Genomic DNA, 20,163 nt, shown 5'->3' on the forward strand with positions numbered 1-20,163 from the left:
GGCCGGCAAACACGAGGTCCGCCCCAGATGCATTTCCGCCGGCCTTCGGCCGTCGGTTCCGCGCGACTCTGCGAGTCGCGCGGCCGGTTTATGAACCCAAGCCCATGCGGCCGGGACTTTTTACGAGAGGCTCAATACTTAATTCGAAAGATAAGTATTGTGTCCCCGAATTCCCCCGCTACTGCCGGGCCAGCTCGCGCAGCTCGCTCTTAAAGCCCTGCTCGAAGCGCTCCACGTCGGCGATGACCCGGTTGACGGCCGTGAAGGTCCCGTTCTCCAGATGCTGCACCGCTGTGAAGTGGAGCGTCTCGGCCGTGATCGGCTCCGAGGCGGCGAAGTCCGCCGCGAAGAGCTTGCTCTCGAGCTCGCGGGCCAGCTCGCCGCCCGTGAACTCCATGGAGATCTCGTCCTGGGCCTCCTCGAGCATGGGCATCATGTTGGCCGAGCCCACGCTGGCCCAGGCCCCGTCCACGGACAGGGCCTTGGTGTGGGACATGCCGGGCCGCTCGTAGACCTTGACCCCGGCGGCCAGCAGCCGCGCGTAGTGGTGCCGGGCGCCGGCCTGCGCGGAGAGGTGGACGTTGTTCTTGGAGAAGACCACGCGCACGTCCACGCCCCGGGCCGCGGCGCGCTCCAGGGCGGCGAAGACCCTGGAGTCCGTGAAGAAGGCGTTCTCCACGTAGACGTGGCCGCGGGCCGAGTCGATCCGTGCGATGTTGGTGTCGCGGATGCCGTGGCTCTCGCCCCGGCTCGGGTCGGTGAGGTTGAGCCGCGCCACGGTCCCGGTCCAGCCCTCGCCGCTGGCGGCCGGCGGCGAGGCCGGGCCGGGCCTGCCGTCCGACTCTTCCCAGCTGCCCGCGAAGGCCTGCTCCAGCAAGGAGACGATCTCCGGCCCCTCGACCACGATGCCAACGTCGTGCCAGCCGTACTGGGTGTCCCCGGGTTGATAGCCGGTGATGATGCCCTTGCGGCCGTCCGCGGCCACCAGCTTGCGATGGTCCCTCTGGATGGGACCGTTGCCGTGGCGGAAGCGGTTGGAGGGCAGGACCTGGACCCCGGCGGCGCGCATCGCGTCGATCATCCCGGGACCGTACGGGTCTGCGGGGGCGGAGCGGTTGGAGCTGGTGTGATAATAGAGGCTGTCGATGAGGACTCGGACCGCGACGCCGCGTTGGGCCGCTTCGCCGAGCGCCTGCGCGACCTTCCAGCCCTGCTCGTCCCCGTAGAAGGACAGGAACTCGACGCTCAGGCTGCTGCGGGCCTCCCGGGCCAGCCCGATGAGCTGGTCCTGGAGCTGCGGGCCGTCGATGAACACCTCGGCCGAGCGCAGCGGCACATAGGGGGTGGCCCCGGCCAGCAGCGCCCCTGAAGCCCAAGCCCCTGAGAGCCCGGCGGCCAAGAGCCCGGCCCAGACGGCGCACAGCCTGGTCACGGAACCCGTCTTCTGATTGGCGGACATGATGAGCCTCCTGTTCAGCGAGCCTGGGACGCTTCGGGCCGGTAGTACTGCTCCCGTATCCCGGGAAGCCAGCCTTGCATCTTCTCGATCCTGCGGGCCGTGATGGGATGGACCTGGAGGTGCTTCTCGATCCTGCCCATCAAGCCTGGCGGCACGGGACGGGAGGTCTCCTGGAGCAGCCGGCTCCAGAACTCGACCCCCCGGGCCGGGTCATAGCCGGCCTTGGCCATCAAGACCAGGCCGATGCGGTCCGCCTCCTCCTCCTGCAGCCTGCTAAAGCCCGCCAGCAGCGCGCTCTTGCCCTGACCGGTGCCGATGCCGTAGATGGACTGGGCCACGGTGACGATGCGCGCCGCGTTGATAGCGGCCGGGACCACGGCCGGGATGACCACGGCCAGCGCGGGGGGGACGACCGCTCCGGCCGCGCTGAGCCCGCTTTCGACGAGGATCAGCTCGGTGATGCGCTCGCCCAGGTGGCGGGCGACGGCATGGGCCATCTCATGGCCCAGGATGGCGGCCAGGCCGTCGTCGCCTTCGCTGATGGTGAGCATCCCGGAGAGGATCCCGACCTTGCCGCCGGGCAGGGCGAAGGCCTGGTCCTGGTCTCCGGCCACGCCGTAGGCGCTGGTCGGACCCACATCGACGAGCTGGACCTCCCAGGTCCAATCCGGCCGGCCGGCGGCCGCGATCATCCGGGCGCTCACGCGCTGGACCATGGCCAGGCGGTCGGGGTCCTGCGAGAGCTTGGAGCCGGAGAGGAGGCGCTGATAGAGGAGACGGCCGATGTCCTCTTCCCATTTCTCCCTGAGCAGGAGGGGGCGATGGCGGCCGGTATAGGGCGCGCCCAAAGTGTGCTGATGCCACCACTGCTCGAGCTCCCGGCGCCGCTGGCCTTCGGCATGGGCTCCGGCCAGGGCGGTCCGGATCCTGGCGCCGAAGTCGGCCTCTCCCAGCGCCCGGGCGGCTTCCAGCGGCTGGGCCCGGAGCCCGGGCAGGGCCGCGGCCAGCAGGCAGGCCGCCAGCAGACCGGCGTTCCTTCTTCTCGACTCTCTCATCCTTGCCTCCATGCGGCTGATCCGGACAACAAAAAACGGGCTCCGCGGGATCAGGACGATATCCTGATTCCGCAAAGCCCGTGGGTTCATCCCGATATGGCGGGATCGCGTTTCACCCCGGGGCCGATCCCCCAGGTTACACGGTGCTGCCTGTCAAACTGCTGCCGACAGGGTCACGCCAAAGAACTGTCATGAGTGTAGCCCAAGGCCCTGAACAGGCCAAGGGCCGTCGGGCCCAGCCTGTCCTAGGTCTTTGGGCCCAGACCAGGCGCAAGAGCGCCGCCCAGCATGACCCGCGCGTTGTGGACGCAGTGGGGACAAGGCAGCATGAAGGCGGGAAACCGTCTGGTCCCGTACTGGTTGCGCTGCGGGTCGCCCCGCCAGAGCATGGCCCATTGCGAGACCTCGTCGCGCAGCGCGGGATGCTCCCGCAGGACCGCCAAGAGTTTCTTTTCCGCGCAGAATCTGTTGTCCGCGGAGCGCGCCTCGGAATCCGGCACGCGCTCCAGGCCTTCGGGGAGCGGGGTATCGGCCGGCAGGACTCGGAAGCGGCGCCCGCCTGCGGCATTGAGCCGCGCCTCCAGGCTGGCCTCAGCGCCCCCGATCACGGCCCGCAGCGTCTCGGGCACGCCGGAGAAGGCCACATACACGGTCCCATCCTTCATGACGAGAACTCCGATTATGCGCGCCACGCCCTCGAATTCGGGCTTGGTGATGTGGGGGATCTCCGCCTGGAGGGCGTCGCGGACCGCGAGCGCGGCTTGCCGCGCCGCAAGGCCGAACCGGAACGGGAAGGCCTTGCCGCCGCCGGAGCGGTGCAGGCGGGAGCTCCACTCCAGGCTCGCGGCGAATGCCTCGGCGGAAGAGAAGTCGAGCTTCTCGCCTGCAGGCAGGCTGGCATCATAGCGCGCCAACAGCTCTCGAGCGGCCTGGAGCACGCGGTCTTGCGCGGGGTCGGAGGCAGCCTGCTCCCGGACCGATCGGGCGGCCTCGGCAGGGCTCAGGCCCGGCTGATCGCGGAGCAGTCCGGCGTGCAGCCGTTCGCGCGCGGCCCGGAGTTCTTGGAATCCAGACTGGATATCCCGGCGCAGGTCCGCCAGAGGCCCCGGGGTTTCAAGAAGCTCTCGCGGGACCATGGCTTCGAGCTTGGCGAGTTGCCCGCGGAAATCAGAGGCCAGGATGATGTCTGAGGCGATCCCCGGGCTCGCTCTCCGCGGCGCGCCGACCGCGACGGCCTCCCGGCGTGGAGTCCCGTCGAAGAGCGCGGCGCCGGCGTCGGCCGCGTGCTCAAGGACCTTGTCCTCATCCGCCTTGCCGGCACCGGGCTTTTGAACACTGTCCTGGCCTGAAAAGTCCGCCTCGGTCAGGCCTGGAGTGAGTTCCGGCGCGCCGGCCGGCCCCGGCTTGGCCAAGACCTGCGCTTCGGCCGGCGGAGCGGACAAGACCGGGACCAAGCTCGGCGGCAAGACCGGGACATCCGTTTGCGCCGCCGCAGGCGTCAGCGGCTTGGGCGTCTGGGGCAAGGGCGAAGGGGTCGCCAGCGTCGGAGCCAGAAGTCCCGGCGACTTCAGGTCCAGCGAGCCGATGGTCGTTGCCGAGCCGGAGACGTTGCTTCCGGCGCCGAGGCCCGGCGCCCCGACCGGATTCTGGAGGACCGGCACTTCGGCCACTTTCGGCCCGGCATAGGCCGGGCCGACGAGCCAGAGCGCGGCCCCGGCCAGCAGGCACGATCGCAAAGACATGATGGCGCGGCGCATCTTCGCTAGTATAACAGGAGACGCTGTATTCTGCTACTGCCGGCCCGCCATCTTGACGGGGGGCGGGTTCCCTGCTGCACTTGTTAGGAATACTCAACAACTGTAAGGTGTGAATAAGAACAGCGTCTCTGAATCGTCAGTGCTTGTCCGCGGAAATCTCTGTCACGGAGACGGAAGGCCGGGGCGCGGAGAAGCTCGCTCGGCGGTTCCTGGAGTGGGCGCAGTCGCGCTTGGCTTGATGCCAGTCGACGTTCCCCCGGCTGATGAGTTCCACTCCGCCTAGCCGCGGCTCTGCCTCGACGTCTCTCTCCTGAAGTGACCCACCCGGTACTGACGCACACTCCGGCGGCGTTTTGGCATTATAGCTCGAATCTCGGCCTTTGCCAGGCCCCCGCGGGGGCCTGGTCGGGGAAGTCGCTTACGATAAGGCCCATTCTGTTTGGAAACCAGCTTATTAGGACTACAATCCTGGGATTGCCTTAGGCCGGGTTGCTTGACTTTCGAGCACAGGTCAGGCTACTCTTGTCCATATGATTAGTATCGGACCTTTTATTCTCGCTTTGCTAGGTGCGGCTGCTCCCGCTCATGCCCGCGACAATGCCGGGATTCGAAGCCTTGAAAAGGCGCTCAAGAATCCGGTTGCGACCTTGGTCGGGAAACTTCACGGCAAGGTCTGCGTCATGGACTTCTCCGATCTTGCGCAGAAAGGCTACACATCGGAGTTCGGGCAAAAGGTCGCGGATTTGCTCTCCAATCATCTCGTCAACAGGAACAGGGGCGGCTACATGGTGATGGAGCGTCGTGAATTGGTCAAGATCACCCATGATTCCATCCTGATGATCGGCGACGATGAGGCGGCGATATCAGACCTGCAGAAGCAGGGCGGCATGGATGTGCTGGTCTCCGGCACCTACAGCGTGGCCGAGCCGGAGGTTTCCATCGACATCAAGGCCGTGGACGCTCACGGCGGCGGCCTGCTCGCTTCGGGAACGGCACGATTCAAGGTGGCCGAAGGCCTTAAGAGCATGCTGTCGCACCGCTTCAGGGAGTTGGGACCCGCCGAGCCGGAGGGGGCGCCTCCCGGCGCTGGAGGCCAGTCGGCGGCAATCCGGGAAACTGCCCCCAAACCGGCTCAGGATGCGACTGATGCGCATCCTGGCGTGGATGTCCTGGAACTGGAAACCGGGGTATTCTACGAGGGCGGAGATGGGAAACTCTACCCCCTGCGTGAGGGGATGGTGCTCAACGCCAAGGACAACTACGCCATCTACCTCAAGCCGCGCCAGCCCTGCTACGTCTATGTCTATCAGGTGGATTCCACAAGGAAGGCCTTCCGGCTCTTCCCCAACCCGGAATACTCCTCCGCATCCGGGCCTCTCGTGGAAGGCAAGGAGTACTGGATTCCGGAGGGGCGCGATTATCTGTATCTTGACGAAACCCGCGGCATCGAGGACCTCTACGTCTTCGCCACGCGCGCGCCAGCCCCGGCGCTCGAGGGCATCAAGGAAGCCAACAACGACTCCATCAAAGGAGTCATCCGCACCATGGGGGTGGCCGGCAGAAGGGGTGGCGAAGCGCCGGTCCGCACACGCGGCGCCCGCGGGGAGTCCATGGATCTTGTCACTCGCAAGCTCGCCGCCCAGGGCGACTTCTTCTACAAGGTCTCCTTCGTCCATCAGTAGCGCCATGACCTGCCTGCTCGCGCTCGTCCTCGCAATGCCGGCGATCGCAGCAGAGCCAGCCGCTGATATCAGCTGTGCCGAGGCGCGTGCTCATGAGCGGGACTATTACGCCGCTCTCCCCGGCATTGTAGGGAAATTTGAAGAGGCCCAGAAGCGCGGCGACCAGAGGGCCCTTATGGCTTTGGGCCGCGAGGCGGGCGACCTTGGATGGCTCCTGCATGATGAGACCAAGTACGCCTATGAAAACTACGGCGCGGCTCGTCTGGCGGCTCACGCGCTGGGAGATCGTAGGACCGAAGCCGACGTGGTGGGCAACATGGCCCGGATCGAGGTCCTGCGGGGCAACTTCGAAGCGGCTGCGCAACTCTACGAAGATTCCGCGGCTTTCGCATCCGATGCCATGGGCCGCGCGCGCTTCCTGCGATCCGGCGCCGACCTGAAGAAAGCCGCCGATCGCATGCGTGAGGGCGATTATCGTGGCGTCATCGCTGCGCTCATGCCGAGCCTGGACGAGGCCCGGCGGAACGGCGCCCATAGGGACATCCAGGTCTATAGCCGCAAGATCGGGGAGGTCTACTGGCTGCTGCTCGACGACCCGGCGAAGGCCTATGAGCTTTACACGGAGGCGCGCGGCGCGGCTCACGCCTGCGGCGGCGGTAGGACCGAGGCCGAGATCATACGCAACCTCGCGTTGCTGTCGGTCTTCTTTGGCCGATATGCCAAGGCCGCGCGGCTCTATGAGGATGCCACAGCCCCTCTGGTTCTGGATGCCTGGGGCCACCGCACCATCATGGACATGCCGGGCCAGCGTTACCAGAGGTTGAGCGGGATGCTCAGGCAACGCCTTAGCGCAACGGCGGGTGAGAGCCGCGGTCCGCGGCACGGCGCCGCCCTCAACGACGAGGCGAAGGCTGCCCTCAAGACGGCCGAGGAGCGCATGCGCACGCAGGACTTTCGCGGCGCGGTGGCCGTCCTGGTGCCAGCCCTGGAGGACGCCCGGAAGACCCGCGACCGGGCGAGCGTGGAGATTCTCTCCCGCAGAATCGGCGACCTGTATTGGGAGCCGGTACCCGAAAAGGCTCTTGAGTTCTATGACGAGGCCGGCGCCGCAGCTCACGCACTCGGTGACCGCAAGACCGCACTTGAGATCGCAGACAAACTAGCCGCACGCGCCATCGGCCACTTGGGCGAGCCAGCTGGGGCCGAACTCTACGAAGAGGCGGCCGCGATAGCGCCTGACGAGGCCGCCCGTAAACGGTATGTGCGATTGAGCGCGACTCTCAAGATCCTACGAAACCTCGTGGACTACACGCGCTATCGCGATATCGTCGGCATCCTGATGCCGGCCATTCAGGAGGCGCGGAGGACCGGCGATTTTAAGAGCCTGCAGGTCCTCTGCGCATTCGTCGCTCCTATCCGCTGGCATTATCTGGGGGATGCCGCTGCAGCCTACAATCTCCTCATCGAGGCGCGGACGGCCGCCCATGCTTTGGGCGACCGTAATGCCGAGGCCGCTGCGACCCACAACCTCGCCTATTTCGCCGGCTGGTCTGGGGATATGGCAAGGTCCAGGGAACTCGCTGAAGAGGCTGCTACCCTGACGCTCGACGAGGCGGCGCGCAAGCAGTATGAGCAGACCGGCGCTCTAGCCATGCAGTGGCTTGACCAGGCCGAGGGAGACGAATCCGAGCTGGCAGCTAAGGCCTATCCTTTCGGCCTGCCGTTGGATTCCTCCTTGGCGAATGAACTGCTCAGGCAAGGCGACACCAAGACCGCCCGCTCCATTTTCGAACGCATGGGGGTCCAATTGCCTTCCTCACGCGCCCGGGCCAGGGAACGGGAGGGAGACTATAAGCAGGCTTCTCTCTTGTATCGGCAGGATTGGGAAGCAATGGAGCGCAGGCGTGCCGGCCCCGATGAGCGCGGCAAAGAAGCCTATGTGTCCTGGACCACGTGGGGCCTCGAGGCCATCGAAGGTCTGGTGCGCGTCTCCAGTGATGAAGATGCTTTCTATTACGCGGAGACCGCCCGTGCGCGCATACTGACCAAGTCTCTGGGAGAGAGACGGAGTGCGGAGGTGGCGCCATTGGCGCCTGAGTCGTCCAAGCGCGAAACGGCACTCCAGGCCCGTCAGGCAGAATATGAGCGCCGACGCGATTCCGCCAGAGAATTGAGCCGCGGCCGCATAGACGTGGACCGTTTCGCCGGTGCGGCCGATCGAAGCCTGGACCGGGACCGCGAGGAGTTCCTGACGGAACTGCGCCGGACCCGCCCTGACTACGCGGCGGCACACTACCCCGAGCCTCTGCACGCCGCAGACATCCCCCTTCGGCAGGATGAAGTCCTCCTTGAATACGCCGTCACCGAGCCGTCCACAAAGGTCTTCGTGGTCAAGGGCGGCAAGGTCGCGGCTGCGAGGACGATCCCGATCAGTCGACGTGAGTTGGTGCGGCTCGTGCGCAGGTTCCGGGCCTTCTTTGACGGCGTCGAGCGTTCCCGGGATCTGGCGCGATTCGACGCTTCGGTGGGTCTGCGCTTGGCCGATCTGCTGCTGCGTCCGGTGCTCGGTCATATTCCGCCGGGCTCGAAGGTCGTGATCTCGCCGGACGGCGTGCTGGATCTCCTGCCGTTCGAGGCCTTGGTCCTTTCCACATCCGGTCCTGTCCAGATGCCGGCGGGCCGCTACGGCCCTGCTCCGGCGGGAGTGCGCTACGCGGGCGACGACTACGACATCGCCTATACCCCTTCGGGCACGGCGCTGGCCTCGCAGCGTCTATTGCGACGCCGCACCCGCAGCCCTGAGGAGATATTCGTGGTCGCGGACCCCATCTTCGGACCATCCGACCCGCGCTGGCGCGGCGGCATCCCGAGATCCGCTTTCCAAGCCGAGGTCCAAAGCTCCGTACTCAAGAGCATGGGGCTCGGCGGCAAGCGGAGCGGCCTGTCGGGAACGAAGACCACGGCCTCGGAGGCGGGGTTCCCTCGGCTGGATAAGACCTCCCTGCTGGCCGAGTCGCTGCGGAATGATATCTTCGGGCAGAAGAGCACTCTCGTACTGCAAGGGCCGGAAGCTACCGAGGCGCGCGTAAAGACCGCTGATCTGTCCCGCTACCGCTACCTGGTCTTCGCCACTCATGGCATACTCGACGGGGACGTGCCGTATCTGAAGGAGCCGGCCCTGGTGCTTGGGCAGATGGATGCCGGAGGGGAGGACGGCTTCTTGACCATGGGTGAAGTGGCGCAGCTCAAGCTCAATGCGGACCTTGTCGCGCTGACCGCCTGCCAGACCGGCGTCGGACGTCCCATACCAGGGGAAGGGACCCTTGGCTTGGTGAGGGCTTTCCAACTGGCTGGGGCGGACTCGGTGCTGGTCAGCCTCTGGGGTGTGGCCGAGGATTCCACCACCGATCTGGCGCGCGTCTTCTTCGCCGGCCTGAAGCAGGGCCTGCCTCCTCGGACGGCCCTCCGGAAGGCTCGGGCCGAGGTCCGCAGGCAGGGATACGAGCACCCCTTCTATTGGGCGCCGTTCATCTTGGTGACGGACTGAGCAACGTCCGCGCCCCGGCTCCTTCCAAGCTTCAGCGGGCGGGTCGGAATCCTACGAAACGCTCGCCTCGTCCCGGGGCATTATAGAGGCGATAAGTCGTTCGCACGCTGTCCGGGATGTTCATCCAAGAACCGCCGCGCATCACGCGGAATTGGCCCGCTGGCTTCTCCCATGCCGTGCCGTCTGAAGGCGCGCCGTGGTAGGAATAGTGATACCAGTCCTGGACCCATTCCCAGGCATTGCCCGACATGTCGCAAAGTCCCTGCCGGGTGTTCCCCGCCCGTCTAGAGCAGACAGTCGCTGTGGCGGATCCGCAGCCGGAGATGACGGCCCTCTTGCAGGTCGCTTCCTCTGTGCCCCACGGATACCGCCACTCCTGTCCTGCGCTGCGAGCTGCATACTCCCACTCGGCCTCGCTCGGGAGTCTGCCGCCGACCCACCTGGAGAAGGCCTCTGCCTGGTCCCAGGTAAGGCCGACCGCCGGCTGGTCCTCTCCCGCAAGCTCGTCCTCGTAACGGGGGAGCGGCGTGCAGGCGCCGGCCGCGAGGCATATCTCGTACTGCATGTTCGTCACCAGGGTCTTGGCCAAGTTAAAAGGCTTGATCGTGACGCGATGCGCCGGCCCCGCTTCAGCGTCGCCGGAGCCCATGATGAAGCTCCCACCTGGCATCGTGACCCATTCCACGCCCGCCGTCGCAGGGGGCAGGTGCGGCGCCAACCCCTTGGCCATCTCCTGTCCCAGGGGGAACCACCTCCAGTAGGCCTTCAGGAACTGCACGGACCAGGCGACCTTGCGGGCCTCGGGAACCTGGCCCAGTGTCAAGAGGTGTCTGAGCTTATCCCAGTCCTTCTCCCTCATGGCCCACGCAGCAGCGACAACCTCCCGCTCGGCGACGGAGCGGTCCCAATCCTGGGCCCGCTTGATGGCCAGATTTGCGAGCTTCGGCACGTCCCTGGCCAACTGTCGCCAGCTTGCGGCATGGGTCTCCTCTGTAGAACTTTCCTGTTCGCGCCCGATTGCCGCGTAATAGCTCTTCAGATCGTGTTCGTTCAGGTCTCGGATATCGCGGACCGCATCAGCCCAGTCAGGCGGCCCCGGTGTCACTCGCGACGGCGGTTTGGGGAGCGGGAGAACGGACACCTTGAAAGCGTCTTCTTGGATTGCGTGTCCTGGATCGGTTCGCTGAATCTCAGCCATTCCGGATGTGGCCAGGAAGATGATTCCTGAAATTGTCAATAACTTTGTCATCGTGCAGGCCAGTCGACGTTCCCCCGGCTGATGAGTCCCACTCCGCCTAGCCACGGATCTGACTCGACGTCTCTCTCCTGAAGTGACCCACCCGATCCTGACGCACATCCCGGCAGTCGACGTTCCTCCGGCTGATGAATTCCACTCCGCCTAGCCACGGCTCTGCCTCGACGCTGCCAGCCTGACGAATCCCACCCGATTCTGACGCTCACTCCGGCGGCGTTTTTGTATTATAACCGAATCCAGGCCCCCTCGGGGGCCTGGATTGGATGATCGCTTACGATAAGGCCCAGCGAGTTTATCGGGACTACAATCCTCTGGATCGTCAGTGCTTGTCCGCGGAGATCTCTGCGGCGGACGCGCTTCTGGGCTACTACGGCGGCGTCCGATCGACCGGAGACTCCCATCATGACGTCGCCGGACTTTTGCAGCAGGACTACAATCTGATTCCGAGCTAGGGGACATTGGCGGCGTTGATGGATGTGATGGACCCTTTGGCCAGGCCGCGCAGCGTCGGGTCCTTGTCCTCCGACAGCCGTTCCAGCGCCTGCAGGGCTTTCTTGCTGCCGAGCTTGCCCAGCGAGATGACGGCGCAGTTGCGCACGAATCGATTCTCGTCGCCGAGCGCGGCCTTGATTAGCGGGTCCAGCCCGGCGGGGCTCTTCATGCGGCCCAACGACAGAGCGGCCTGTTTGCGCATCCTCGGCTCAGGGTCGCTGCCCAGCACCCGGATCATCAGTCTCGCCGCAGCCGGGTTCGCCACCCACGCCATGAGAAGGCCCGGCCCCTTGTCCTGATTGAGATCGTCGCGGGCGGCGGCTTCTATGATGCGGCTCACCGCGCCAGGCTTCACCTCGGCAAGGCATTTGTTCATGACCGGCGAGGTGTCCAGCACCCATGCCAACTCCTTGCCCAGAGTGAGCATGGCGGCCATGCGCTTGTCGTCGGACGTGCTGTGGAGATCGGCGCAGGCTTTGGCCACGACGGCCGCAGGAGTCTTGCCGGTCTCCGCCTCGGCAGACACGGTCTGCGTCAGCGCGGACGCGCAGATCCAACACGCAAGAAAGACGGTAGCCCGGTTCATGGTCCCTCCTCTCCCTGCAGGCCGGTAGATGTTCCTCCGGCTGATGATTTCCACCTTATCAAGACAATCTGAGCGAGTAGCTGGTGCTTCTTCCCCCCGCGCTATCTTTGACGAGAATCCCCTTCTCGATGAGACCGATGATGTCTCGTTGCGCCGTGTCCTGGGAGCACTTGGCGAGGGTCGCCCACTTCGTCGAGGTCAGCTTGCCTTCAAATCCGTCGAGCAGCTTGTTGAGCATCAAGCGCTGGCGGTCATTGAGCGATAGGCCGGCATGTGTCTTCCAGAAGCCGTCCTTCTGGAAGACCGTCGCCAGGGAATTCTCCGTGCCCTCGATGGCCCGGTCAAGACAGCCGAGGAACCATCGCATCCACTCCGTGATATCGAGCGGACCTTTCTGCGTCTTCTCCAGGATGTCGTAGTACGCCTTGCGCTCTTTGACGATCTGCGCCGACATGCTGTAGAAGCGCTGGGACGTCTTCTCCGACCGCGTCAGCGCCCAATCCGCGATGGCGCGCGCGATGCGGCCGTTGCCGTCGTCGAATGGATGGATGGTGACGAACCAAAGATGAGCGACCGCGGCCTTCAGGACCAGGTCCAGCTCGTCGGCGCGGTTCGCCCAATCCAAGAAGGCCGTCATCTCAGCCGGTATGCGCTCAGCCGGGGGAGCCTCATAATGGACGCGCTCTCTGCCCAGCGGCCCCGAGACGACTTGCATCGGTCCCTGGGCATCATCACGCCAGGCGCCGACCTTGATCTTGCAGGCTCGGTCCTCCTGAGCGGGAAAGAGCGACTTGTGCCAGCCCAGCATGCGGTCAACGGTCAGCGGCTCGGCATAGTTCTGAGTCGCTTCAAGCGTCATGGCGACCACGCCATCGACATGGCGGTCCGCGGGGACCAAGCCGGCGATGTCCAGGCCCAGTCGCCGCGCTATCGAGGACCTGACTTGGTCGGCATCGAGGATCTCCCCTTCGATCTCGCTGGACTTAAGGACATCCAGCGTGAAGGTCTGCAGCAAGGCCTCGTCTCTTTGCGGGAACCCGAGGCTCTCCATCCTGCCCAGGAGGCGCCCTTGCCGATGGCGCACCGATGCTAGTTGCCCGGCAAGGGTTTCCCTATCCCAGTCGAACTTCGGCCAACTCTGGCGTTGATGTATGTATGTTGCCATTCTCCGCACCTTATGCGTATATTATAACAGGCATTATCACCACTGTCAATATACGCATATAATGCGGAGATTAACCATATTAATCTCCGCGCAATATATGCCAGCATGCGGCTCTATCGGGTATAGAAACAGCTACGTCATTGACAAAACGGCGTTATCGGGTATAATATTTACAGAGTTATACCCGATAAAGCCTAATATCTTTAAATCTGCATAGGCACCGGCCTCCTCGGGTATAGCCAATCACACAATGAAAAAAAATCCCATCGCTACCTTCGTCCGAGAGAAGCGCCGCGAGGCCAAGTTGACCCAAGCCGAACTGGCGTCAAAGGCCGGCGTCGGACTGCGCTTCATCCGGAATGTCGAGCAGGGCAAGACATCCCTGCGCACCGACACGGTCAACAAGCTGCTCTTCCTCTTCGGCCGGTGCTTGGGCCCGGTGGACCTGCCCCGCGAATAACACATGGACCAGACACAACGCGCCGTCGTCTTTTGCAAAGACAAACGGGCTGGACTGCTAACCAAGAAGGTCGAGGGCTATGAATTCAGCTATGACGCCTCATACCTGTCCGACCCTCTCGCAGTGCCGATCAGCCTAGCGATGCCGTTGCGCGCGGAGAAATATGAGTCGCAAGCGCTCTTCCCATTTTTCGACGGCCTGCTGCCAGAGGGCTGGCTCCTCGACCTCACGTGCGCCGCAGCCAAGATCGACAAGGACGACAAGTTCCGCCTCTTGTTGCAGACGGGGCAAGACCCGGTCGGAGCCGTCAGCGTCCGCCCGTTGGAGGATGAACGGCATGGCTAGCTGCCTCTGTTGCACGAAGCCCATCGCTGAGGAGGGACGCTACCACCCACGCTGCCTCAAGGAGCTCTTCGGTTCGACGCGTGTTCCGGCCATCCCCTTCGGCTTGGCGGACCTGCCGGCCCAAGTCCTTAAGACCGGGGCGCGCATGTCGATTTCAGGCGTGCAGATCAAGGCCTCGGTCCGGCTCAATCCCGAGAAATTCCAACTTGAAGTCGTCGCGGCCGGCGGGACTTATGTCCTCAAGCCGGAACCTCAGCAGTTCCCAGCGCTTCCGCAGAACGAGAACCTCTGCATGAGCATGGCCGCTGATTTGGGCCTGCCCGTCCCTGCGCATGGCCTTTTCCCGATGGCCGACGGCGGGCTCTGCTACCTCGTCGCCAGGTTCGACCGGGTCGGTGATGAAAGACTGCAAAACGAGACGCTGTTCCAGATCCTCCAGGCGACCGAGAAATACGAGGGCTCGCTTGAGCGGATCGGCAAGGCGATCCGGACACACGCAGCCAACATCGGGCTCGACACGATAGACTTTTTTGAGCGTGTGCTGTTCTGCTTCCTGACCGGCAACGGCGACATGCATCTGAAGAACTGGGCCCTGCTCATCCGCGACAAAAAGGTCGGGCTTGCGCCCTGCTACGACCTGATCTGCTCAAAGGTCTATCTCCCCAGCGAGACTGATTCCGCGCTGACGCTCGGCGGCAAGAACGACAAGCTCAAGCGGTCGGACTTCGAGGCTATGGCCGCCTACCTCCAGATCGATTCAAAGGCGGCGGGCGACATCTTCGAGAAGTTTTGCCGCGCGCAGGAGCAGATGAGGGAGGCGGTCGGCAGGGCCGAGCTGCCTTTCCACCTGAAGCAGAAGTTGGACGACGTCATCAAGGCGCGCTACAAGCGGCTCTACGGGGGACCAGCGGCCATCTCAGTCGACGTTCCTCCGGCTGATGAGTCCCACTCCGCCTAGCCACGGCTCTGCCTCGGCGTCTCTCTCCTGAAGTGCCCCGCCCGATACTGCCCCCGCGTAAGCCTTAAGCCCCGCTCGCGGGTAGGCCCTAATCCATGCCCATGTTGGCCCTTTGGGCTCATCCTGCCTGAGCCGGGTTTGCGGTATCATGGGCTCCTGATGCCTCAGGAGAAATCTATGCGAACCTTGCGCACGGCTCTGGCAGCGACCATCTTCCTCCTTTCCCCGGGTCTCGCCGGCTACGCGGCCGCAGGCCAGGTCATCTCGTCCCAGGTCACCGGCGTCTCAGCCGTGGGCGTGCCGGGCAGCCTCCCGGTCATGACCGGCGGCTCTTTCTCCCATTCCGGCGTCTCCTTGGCTCCCGCCAGCCTCCTGGCCGCTCCCATGGCCGCGCCTGCTCCGACCGTGAAGGACGCCGGGACCGGCCTGGCGCTCCAGACCGTTTTAGCCGCTCCTGTGCTCACCGCCGAGACCCGCGTGCTCCTGCCGCTGGCCGCTTCCGGACAGACCGTCGAACCAGCCAAGACCCAAGCCGTGCCGACCGCCATGGCCGCCCTCAGGCAGGGCGCTCCGGCCGAGACCTCCAAGACCGAAGCCGTGGAGGTCTCCGCTCAGCGCATGGGCGGCCTCATGGACGGCATGACGCCCAAACGCGCCGATGACTCGGCGCCGGTGGCGGCCGGGCAGGCTCTCTTGAGCCAGGCGGCCCCTTTGGCGAAGGCCCAGGCCGCAGCTCCGGACGCCAAGCCTTCTTTGCCCTCTCCCGAGCGCAGCGCCGCCCGGCGCGCGCTGGCCGTCAAGCTTTTGGTCACCGCCGTGGTCGCCGGGCTCGTCCTGCTGATGCCCGTCGCGGCCCTGGCCGCCGGAGTCCCGGGCGTCGGGGCGCTGTCCTTCGCCACGGCCATGGGCTACATGAACCCGACGGCCAGCGTGGTGGCCGCGGTCGTGGGCTCGGTCTACGGCGCTATAGCCGCGAAGGGCAAGGACGGCAAGGGCGCGAGCACCGGGGAAGTGTTCGGCTCGGTGCTGCGCTACGGCATCCTGGCGGGAGCCGGGGTCTACGCCTGCATGGACATCGCGTCCTTGGTCTTCCTGGGCACGCGCGGCATCATCAGCCCCCTGCCCACCGCGCTGGCCACCGCGGCCTTGGGCCAGGGCGCCTTCCAGGGCAAGTTCAAGGAGGCCGAGACCTCCTCGGCGGACCGCATCATGGCCGTGTTCCCGGCCGTGGCCGCGGCCTTGGGCCTGAGCATCGTGGAAAAGGCCCTGCCCGGGGCGAGCCTGCTCTACACCTTGGGCGTCAAGGCCATGATGCTGACCGGCACGGCCAGCGCGCTCTTCGCCGCGGTCTACGACCCGGCCAAGTCTCCGGCCGACGGCCCGGACCGCATGGCGCGCGGCTACGTGCTGCAGGCGCTCATGACCGGCCTGGCTTTGGCCGTAGGCAACCCGTATCTCACCGCGCTGTTCGCGGCCCTGGCGGTCTGGGGCTTCGCTGACGTGGCCTGGGCGTCCAGCCGCACCATCGGGAAGTTCGTGCTGGACCTGTACCACAAGTACTTCCCGCCCGCGCCGAAGAAGAGCTAGGTCTTAGCCTTGCGCTGAGGGCAGGACCAAAGCGGCGCTGCGTCCGCCCCGCTGGACCTCTTCCGTGGAAACCGGCCCCTGCCGCTGGAAGCTCCACACCGCGTAGTACTTCCCGCCGGGGCGCAGCTTGTGCTGGACGTCCTTGAACGTGAACTCGTAGAACGGACCGACCGGCTGGGCGATGTCGATGTCGAAGATGACCGGGTCGGGGCGCAGGCCGCGGTCTTCCTTGACCGCGATGATGAGCCGCGTCGCGCCGCCGGTATACTTGCTCGCCCGCTGGTCCTGGAAGGCCAAGGTCACGCCATCGGCCTCTTCACGGAACATGACCAGCTCCAGACCCGCGGGCGCGGGTGCGGGGGGGAGGCCGTCCATGACCGCGCGCATGTCGATGCCGCGGTCGAAGTCCTGCCCGGACGGCGGCTGGGCCGACGACGGGGCGGCCAGCAGTGCGGCGATGGCGGCTGAGCATACGGCGGCGGCTCTCCCGAGCTTTTTCATCCTCATCTCCTTGCGGCTTGGTCTTGGACAAATAAAAGAGGGCTCCCTAGGATCAGGACGAAATCCTGATCCTACGAAGCCCGTGGGTTCATCCCGTTATGGCGGGATCGCATTTCAGCCCGGGGCCGATCCCCCGGGTCGCACGGTGAGACTGATCCGAAAGAGCTGGGATCAGTGTAGTGCGGAGGGCCCAGGACTGCCAGGGACTTCGGGCCCACGGGGCGATGGGTCCAAGGGCCTAGGGCCACCCCCAAAAAGCAAGCCCGTCCCCCCTCATAGGGGGGGACGGGCTGCTTCGCGTCGCTGCGCGACGCGAAGTCTTAACAGCGGCCGGCGGAGCCGAGGACCTTCTCGTTCTTGTCCATGTACATCTTGACCAGCGCCTCGCGGGCCGGGCCGAGGTACTTGCGCGGGTCGAACTCGCCGGGCTTCTCCGCGAAGACCTTGCGGATCGCAGCGGTCATGACCAGGCGGCCGTCCGAGTCGATGTTGATCTTGCACACCGCGGACTTGGCGGCCTTGCGCAGCTGCTCTTCCGGTATGCCGGCGGTCCCGTCCATCTTGCCGCCGTACTTGTTGATCAGCGCGATGGATTCAGGAGGGACCGAGGAGGAGCCGTGCAGGACGATGGGGAAGCCCGGGATGCGCTTCTCGCAGGCTTCCAGGATGTCGAAGCGCAGGGGCGGCACGGACTCGCCCGGCTTGAGCTTGAACTTGTAGGCCCCGTGGCTGGTGCCGATGGAGATGGCCAGCGAGTCCACGCCGGTCTGCTTGACGAAGTCCTCCACGTCCTTGGGGTCGGTGTAGTGCGACTTCTCGGCCGAGACCTCGTCCTCGATGCCGGCCAGCACGCCCAGCTCGCCTTCTACGGTCACGTCGCGCGGGTGCGCGTACTCCACGACCTTCTTGGTCAGGGCCACGTTCTCCGCGAAGGGCTTGGAGGAGGCGTCGATCATGACCGAGGAGAAGCCCATGTCGATGCAGGACTTGCAGAGCTCGAAGCTGTCGCCGTGGTCGAGGTGCAGGGCCACGGGCACGGGCGCCCCCATCTCCTTCATCATCTCGATGGCGCCGCGGCCCATCCAGCGCAGCAGCGTGGCGTTGGCGTAGTCGCGCGCGCCCTTGGAGACCTGCAGGATGACCGGCGAGCGGCTCTTCTGGCAGGCGGTGATGATGGCCTGGAGCTGCTCCATGTTGTTGAAGTTGTAGGCGGGGACCGCGTAGCCTTTCTGCATCGCGTCCTTGAACATCTCCCGCGTGTTGACGAAGCCCAGCTCCTTGTAAGAGACCGTCTTGGCGTCGGCGACCATGTTGGCCATGATTTCCTCCTGGATGACGGGGACATTCTACAATATTGAAGCCCGCCGGCTTGACAACGCGTTCCCAAGAGGCTAACTTGGGACTGTGGTGGAAACGTTGGAGGTCCTCATCCAGCAGGCCGCGGACCATCCGCGCCGTCCCCGCGGCGGCCTCTACCGGGAACTGCTGCGCTCGCAGACCTTCCTGCTCGGCGTGGACGAGCCGCTGCCGGAGGGCTCCGAGGTGAAGGTGAGCCGCAAGGCCCAGGACTTCGCGGCCTGGGCCGACCGCGATCCGGAGCTGGGCGGGGTCTGGGTCCCGCTCTTCCCGGCCCGGGACGACGTGGGCGAGTTCGTGCGCGCGCGCCGCCTGCGCGCGCCCCGGGGCAAGGATTTCGTCTGGATGGAGCACCAGCCCGGAGAGGTCTTCCGCCTCCTGCGCGGGGTGCGCTACTTCGCGGGCCTGCGGCTCACCCTCGAGACGGACACCCAGGTGCCGGTCCCCTGGACGCTGGTGCGCTCGCTCTGCGCGGGCCGCGTCCCGGACGACGCCCCCGAGCTCTACGAGCTTCCAGTGGCGCGCCTCGCCATCCCGGAAGGGGTGCGCATCGCCTACGGCCGCGTGGACCTGGGCGGCCGGGAAGGCGAGGGCAAGCTCCTCTGCCTGCCGGCCGCCGGGCACTTCGCGGCCGAGGACTTGCGCAAGCTCGTGCGGCTCGACCTGGGCCGCAACGGGGTGGTCTGGATGGTGTGCCGCCATTTCCTGCAGGTCCTGCGCTACGTGCAGAGCTTGGGGGGGGGAGCCGGCGGCCACCTTCAGGACATCCTGCGCTCTTTGATCGGCTTCGAGATGTACGGGGAGGCTGAGTCCCTCTGCGACTGGCTCGCGCGCAAGGGCGACGAGACCTTCGCCTGGGTGTGCCAGGCCGCCATCCTCGGCAAGACCGGCAGGGTGCGCGAATGCGCGGAATTCTGCCGCAAGGCCGCGGCCAAGTACCCGGCGGAGGTCTCCTTCCGCGTCAACGGCGCGCGGGCCCTCGCCGCCTCGGGCCAGACCGAGGAAGCCCGGACAATGGCGGCCGAAGGGCTCAAGGACTTCCCCGGCAACGGGGCGCTGGCGGCTTTGCTCAAGGAACTGGAGGAACGCAATGAATAGGGGACTTCCGTCGGCGGCCTGGGCCGTCCTGCTTGCGGGGCTTGCCGCCGCGCCGGCCCGCCTGTGCGCCCAGGCTCCCGCCTGGGTCAACGATCCTTGCGGCGGCATCGATTGCGCGGCGATCGTGGCCGGGGTGGGCCGGGCGGATTTCCTTCCGGAGATGCGCATCTCGAGCGCCGTGGCCTACGCGCAGGCCGTCAAGAACCTCTCCTCCTCCCTGGCGGAGACCATCTCGCTCAACGAGCGGACCTACTACAGCGATAACCGGGGGCAGTCGCTCGACAGCGCGATCAAGGACCTGGCGGAGTCGCCGCTCGGGACCTCCCTGATGAAGATCTACGGCGGGAGCAATTCCGACACGGTCTCCGTCACGATACAGCTGCGCCCCCTTCCGGACGGGGAGGCCAAGGTCTACGCGCAGGAATACGCGGACGCGGCCGCGCGGACCCTGTACGTCCGGCTGTTGATGGGGCGGCGCACGGTCGAGTATCTCCGCGCCGCGGGCCGCCCGGCCGCCGCCCGCGCTTGCGCCGCGCGCGGCGAAGCCGACCTTGAGAAGAGCCTGGAGGGGGGCTTCTCCCTGTATCCGGGCCGGCGCATCCGCATGTCCTCCCAGGACATCCGGGTCGGCCGCCGCAACGAGTTCACGCTGTGGGTCCAGGACGACGACTCGGGCCTGACCTGGGTCGAGCAATGGCCCGCGGGCGGGGCTGACCTGCTCCAGGGCGGGCAGCTCGCGGCGAAGTACGTCTTCGACCGGCGGCTGAAGGAATGGGCCCTGGCGCGCCGCGCGGGCGCCTCCGATTAGCGCAGGACCCGGCCGCCGCTTCTTTTCGAAAGAGATATAATCTCCTCCCGCT

General features: G+C 65.7%; 16 protein-coding genes. 8 read left to right on the forward strand and 8 right to left on the reverse strand.

What is annotated here, in order from left to right; all coding sequences use genetic code 11:
- Positions 1–178 precede the first annotated feature (178 nt).
- The 3 genes from NTY77_09870 to NTY77_09880 form a co-directional block, all read right to left on the reverse strand.
- Positions 179–1,459, reverse strand: coding sequence for a phosphatidylserine/phosphatidylglycerophosphate/cardiolipin synthase family protein (locus NTY77_09870; protein ID MCX5795788.1), 1,281 nt, complete (start codon positions 1,457–1,459; stop codon positions 179–181).
- A 14-nt stretch (positions 1,460–1,473) separates the two neighbouring features.
- Complete coding sequence (locus tag NTY77_09875) at positions 1,474–2,514, reverse strand: M48 family metallopeptidase (GenBank protein MCX5795789.1); 1,041 nt, start codon at positions 2,512–2,514, stop codon at positions 1,474–1,476.
- A 245-nt stretch (positions 2,515–2,759) separates the two neighbouring features.
- A complete protein-coding gene (locus NTY77_09880) occupies positions 2,760–4,271 on the reverse strand; it encodes a hypothetical protein (GenBank protein ID MCX5795790.1) in 1,512 nt (503 codons plus the stop codon).
- Between the two features lie 647 nt (positions 4,272–4,918).
- On the opposite strand from NTY77_09880, the gene NTY77_09885 reads away from it, so the two are divergent.
- A complete protein-coding gene (locus tag NTY77_09885; protein ID MCX5795791.1) occupies positions 4,919–5,953 on the forward strand; it encodes a FlgO family outer membrane protein in 1,035 nt (344 codons plus the stop codon).
- Positions 5,954–5,957: 4 nt separating this feature from the next.
- Positions 5,958–9,500, forward strand: a complete 3,543-nt coding sequence (locus NTY77_09890) for a CHAT domain-containing protein (protein ID MCX5795792.1) — start codon at positions 5,958–5,960, stop codon at positions 9,498–9,500.
- Between the two features lie 31 nt (positions 9,501–9,531).
- On the opposite strand, the gene NTY77_09895 is transcribed toward NTY77_09890, so the two are convergent.
- From NTY77_09895 to NTY77_09905, 3 genes are all read right to left on the reverse strand, one after another.
- The gene (locus tag NTY77_09895) at positions 9,532–10,449 is read right to left on the reverse strand and encodes a formylglycine-generating enzyme family protein (GenBank protein ID MCX5795793.1); all 918 of its coding nucleotides are present in this window, start codon (positions 10,447–10,449) and stop codon (positions 9,532–9,534) included.
- Between the two features lie 754 nt (positions 10,450–11,203).
- A complete protein-coding gene (locus NTY77_09900; GenBank protein ID MCX5795794.1) occupies positions 11,204–11,833 on the reverse strand; it encodes a HEAT repeat domain-containing protein in 630 nt (209 codons plus the stop codon).
- 58 nt (positions 11,834–11,891) lie between these two features.
- Positions 11,892–12,998, reverse strand: coding sequence for a Fic family protein (locus NTY77_09905; GenBank protein MCX5795795.1), 1,107 nt, complete (start codon positions 12,996–12,998; stop codon positions 11,892–11,894).
- Positions 12,999–13,248: 250 nt separating this feature from the next.
- On the opposite strand from NTY77_09905, the gene NTY77_09910 reads away from it, so the two are divergent.
- The 4 genes from NTY77_09910 to NTY77_09925 all read left to right on the forward strand — a co-directional run bounded on the left by NTY77_09910 (position 13,249) and on the right by NTY77_09925 (position 16,348).
- Positions 13,249–13,458, forward strand: a complete 210-nt coding sequence (locus NTY77_09910) for a helix-turn-helix domain-containing protein (protein ID MCX5795796.1) — start codon at positions 13,249–13,251, stop codon at positions 13,456–13,458.
- A 3-nt stretch (positions 13,459–13,461) separates the two neighbouring features.
- On the forward strand, positions 13,462–13,803 hold the full coding sequence (locus NTY77_09915; protein MCX5795797.1) for a HipA N-terminal domain-containing protein: 342 nt from the start codon (positions 13,462–13,464) through the stop codon (positions 13,801–13,803).
- Positions 13,796–14,761, forward strand: a complete 966-nt coding sequence (locus NTY77_09920) for a HipA domain-containing protein (GenBank protein MCX5795798.1) — start codon at positions 13,796–13,798, stop codon at positions 14,759–14,761. Before NTY77_09915 ends, NTY77_09920 begins: the two co-directional genes overlap by 8 nt.
- A 177-nt stretch (positions 14,762–14,938) precedes the next feature.
- Entirely contained in the window at positions 14,939–16,348 is a 1,410-nt protein-coding gene (locus NTY77_09925; protein ID MCX5795799.1) for a hypothetical protein, read from the forward strand.
- Positions 16,349–16,351: 3 nt separating this feature from the next.
- Here NTY77_09925 and NTY77_09930 read toward each other — a convergent pair whose 3' ends face one another.
- Complete coding sequence (locus tag NTY77_09930) at positions 16,352–16,849, reverse strand: hypothetical protein (protein ID MCX5795800.1); 498 nt, start codon at positions 16,847–16,849, stop codon at positions 16,352–16,354.
- 320 nt (positions 16,850–17,169) lie between these two features.
- On the reverse strand, positions 17,170–18,168 hold the full coding sequence (locus tag NTY77_09935) for a class II fructose-1,6-bisphosphate aldolase (GenBank protein MCX5795801.1): 999 nt from the start codon (positions 18,166–18,168) through the stop codon (positions 17,170–17,172).
- An 88-nt stretch (positions 18,169–18,256) separates the two neighbouring features.
- On the opposite strand from NTY77_09935, the gene NTY77_09940 reads away from it, so the two are divergent.
- Complete coding sequence (locus NTY77_09940) at positions 18,257–19,303, forward strand: tetratricopeptide repeat protein (GenBank protein MCX5795802.1); 1,047 nt, start codon at positions 18,257–18,259, stop codon at positions 19,301–19,303.
- Positions 19,296–20,111, forward strand: coding sequence for a hypothetical protein (locus NTY77_09945; protein ID MCX5795803.1), 816 nt, complete (start codon positions 19,296–19,298; stop codon positions 20,109–20,111). Before NTY77_09940 ends, NTY77_09945 begins: the two co-directional genes overlap by 8 nt.
- The last annotated feature ends 52 nt before the right edge of the window (positions 20,112–20,163 follow it).

This window comes from Elusimicrobiota bacterium, assembly GCA_026388095.1.
Lineage (GTDB): Bacteria > Elusimicrobiota > Elusimicrobia > UBA1565 > UBA9628 > UBA9628.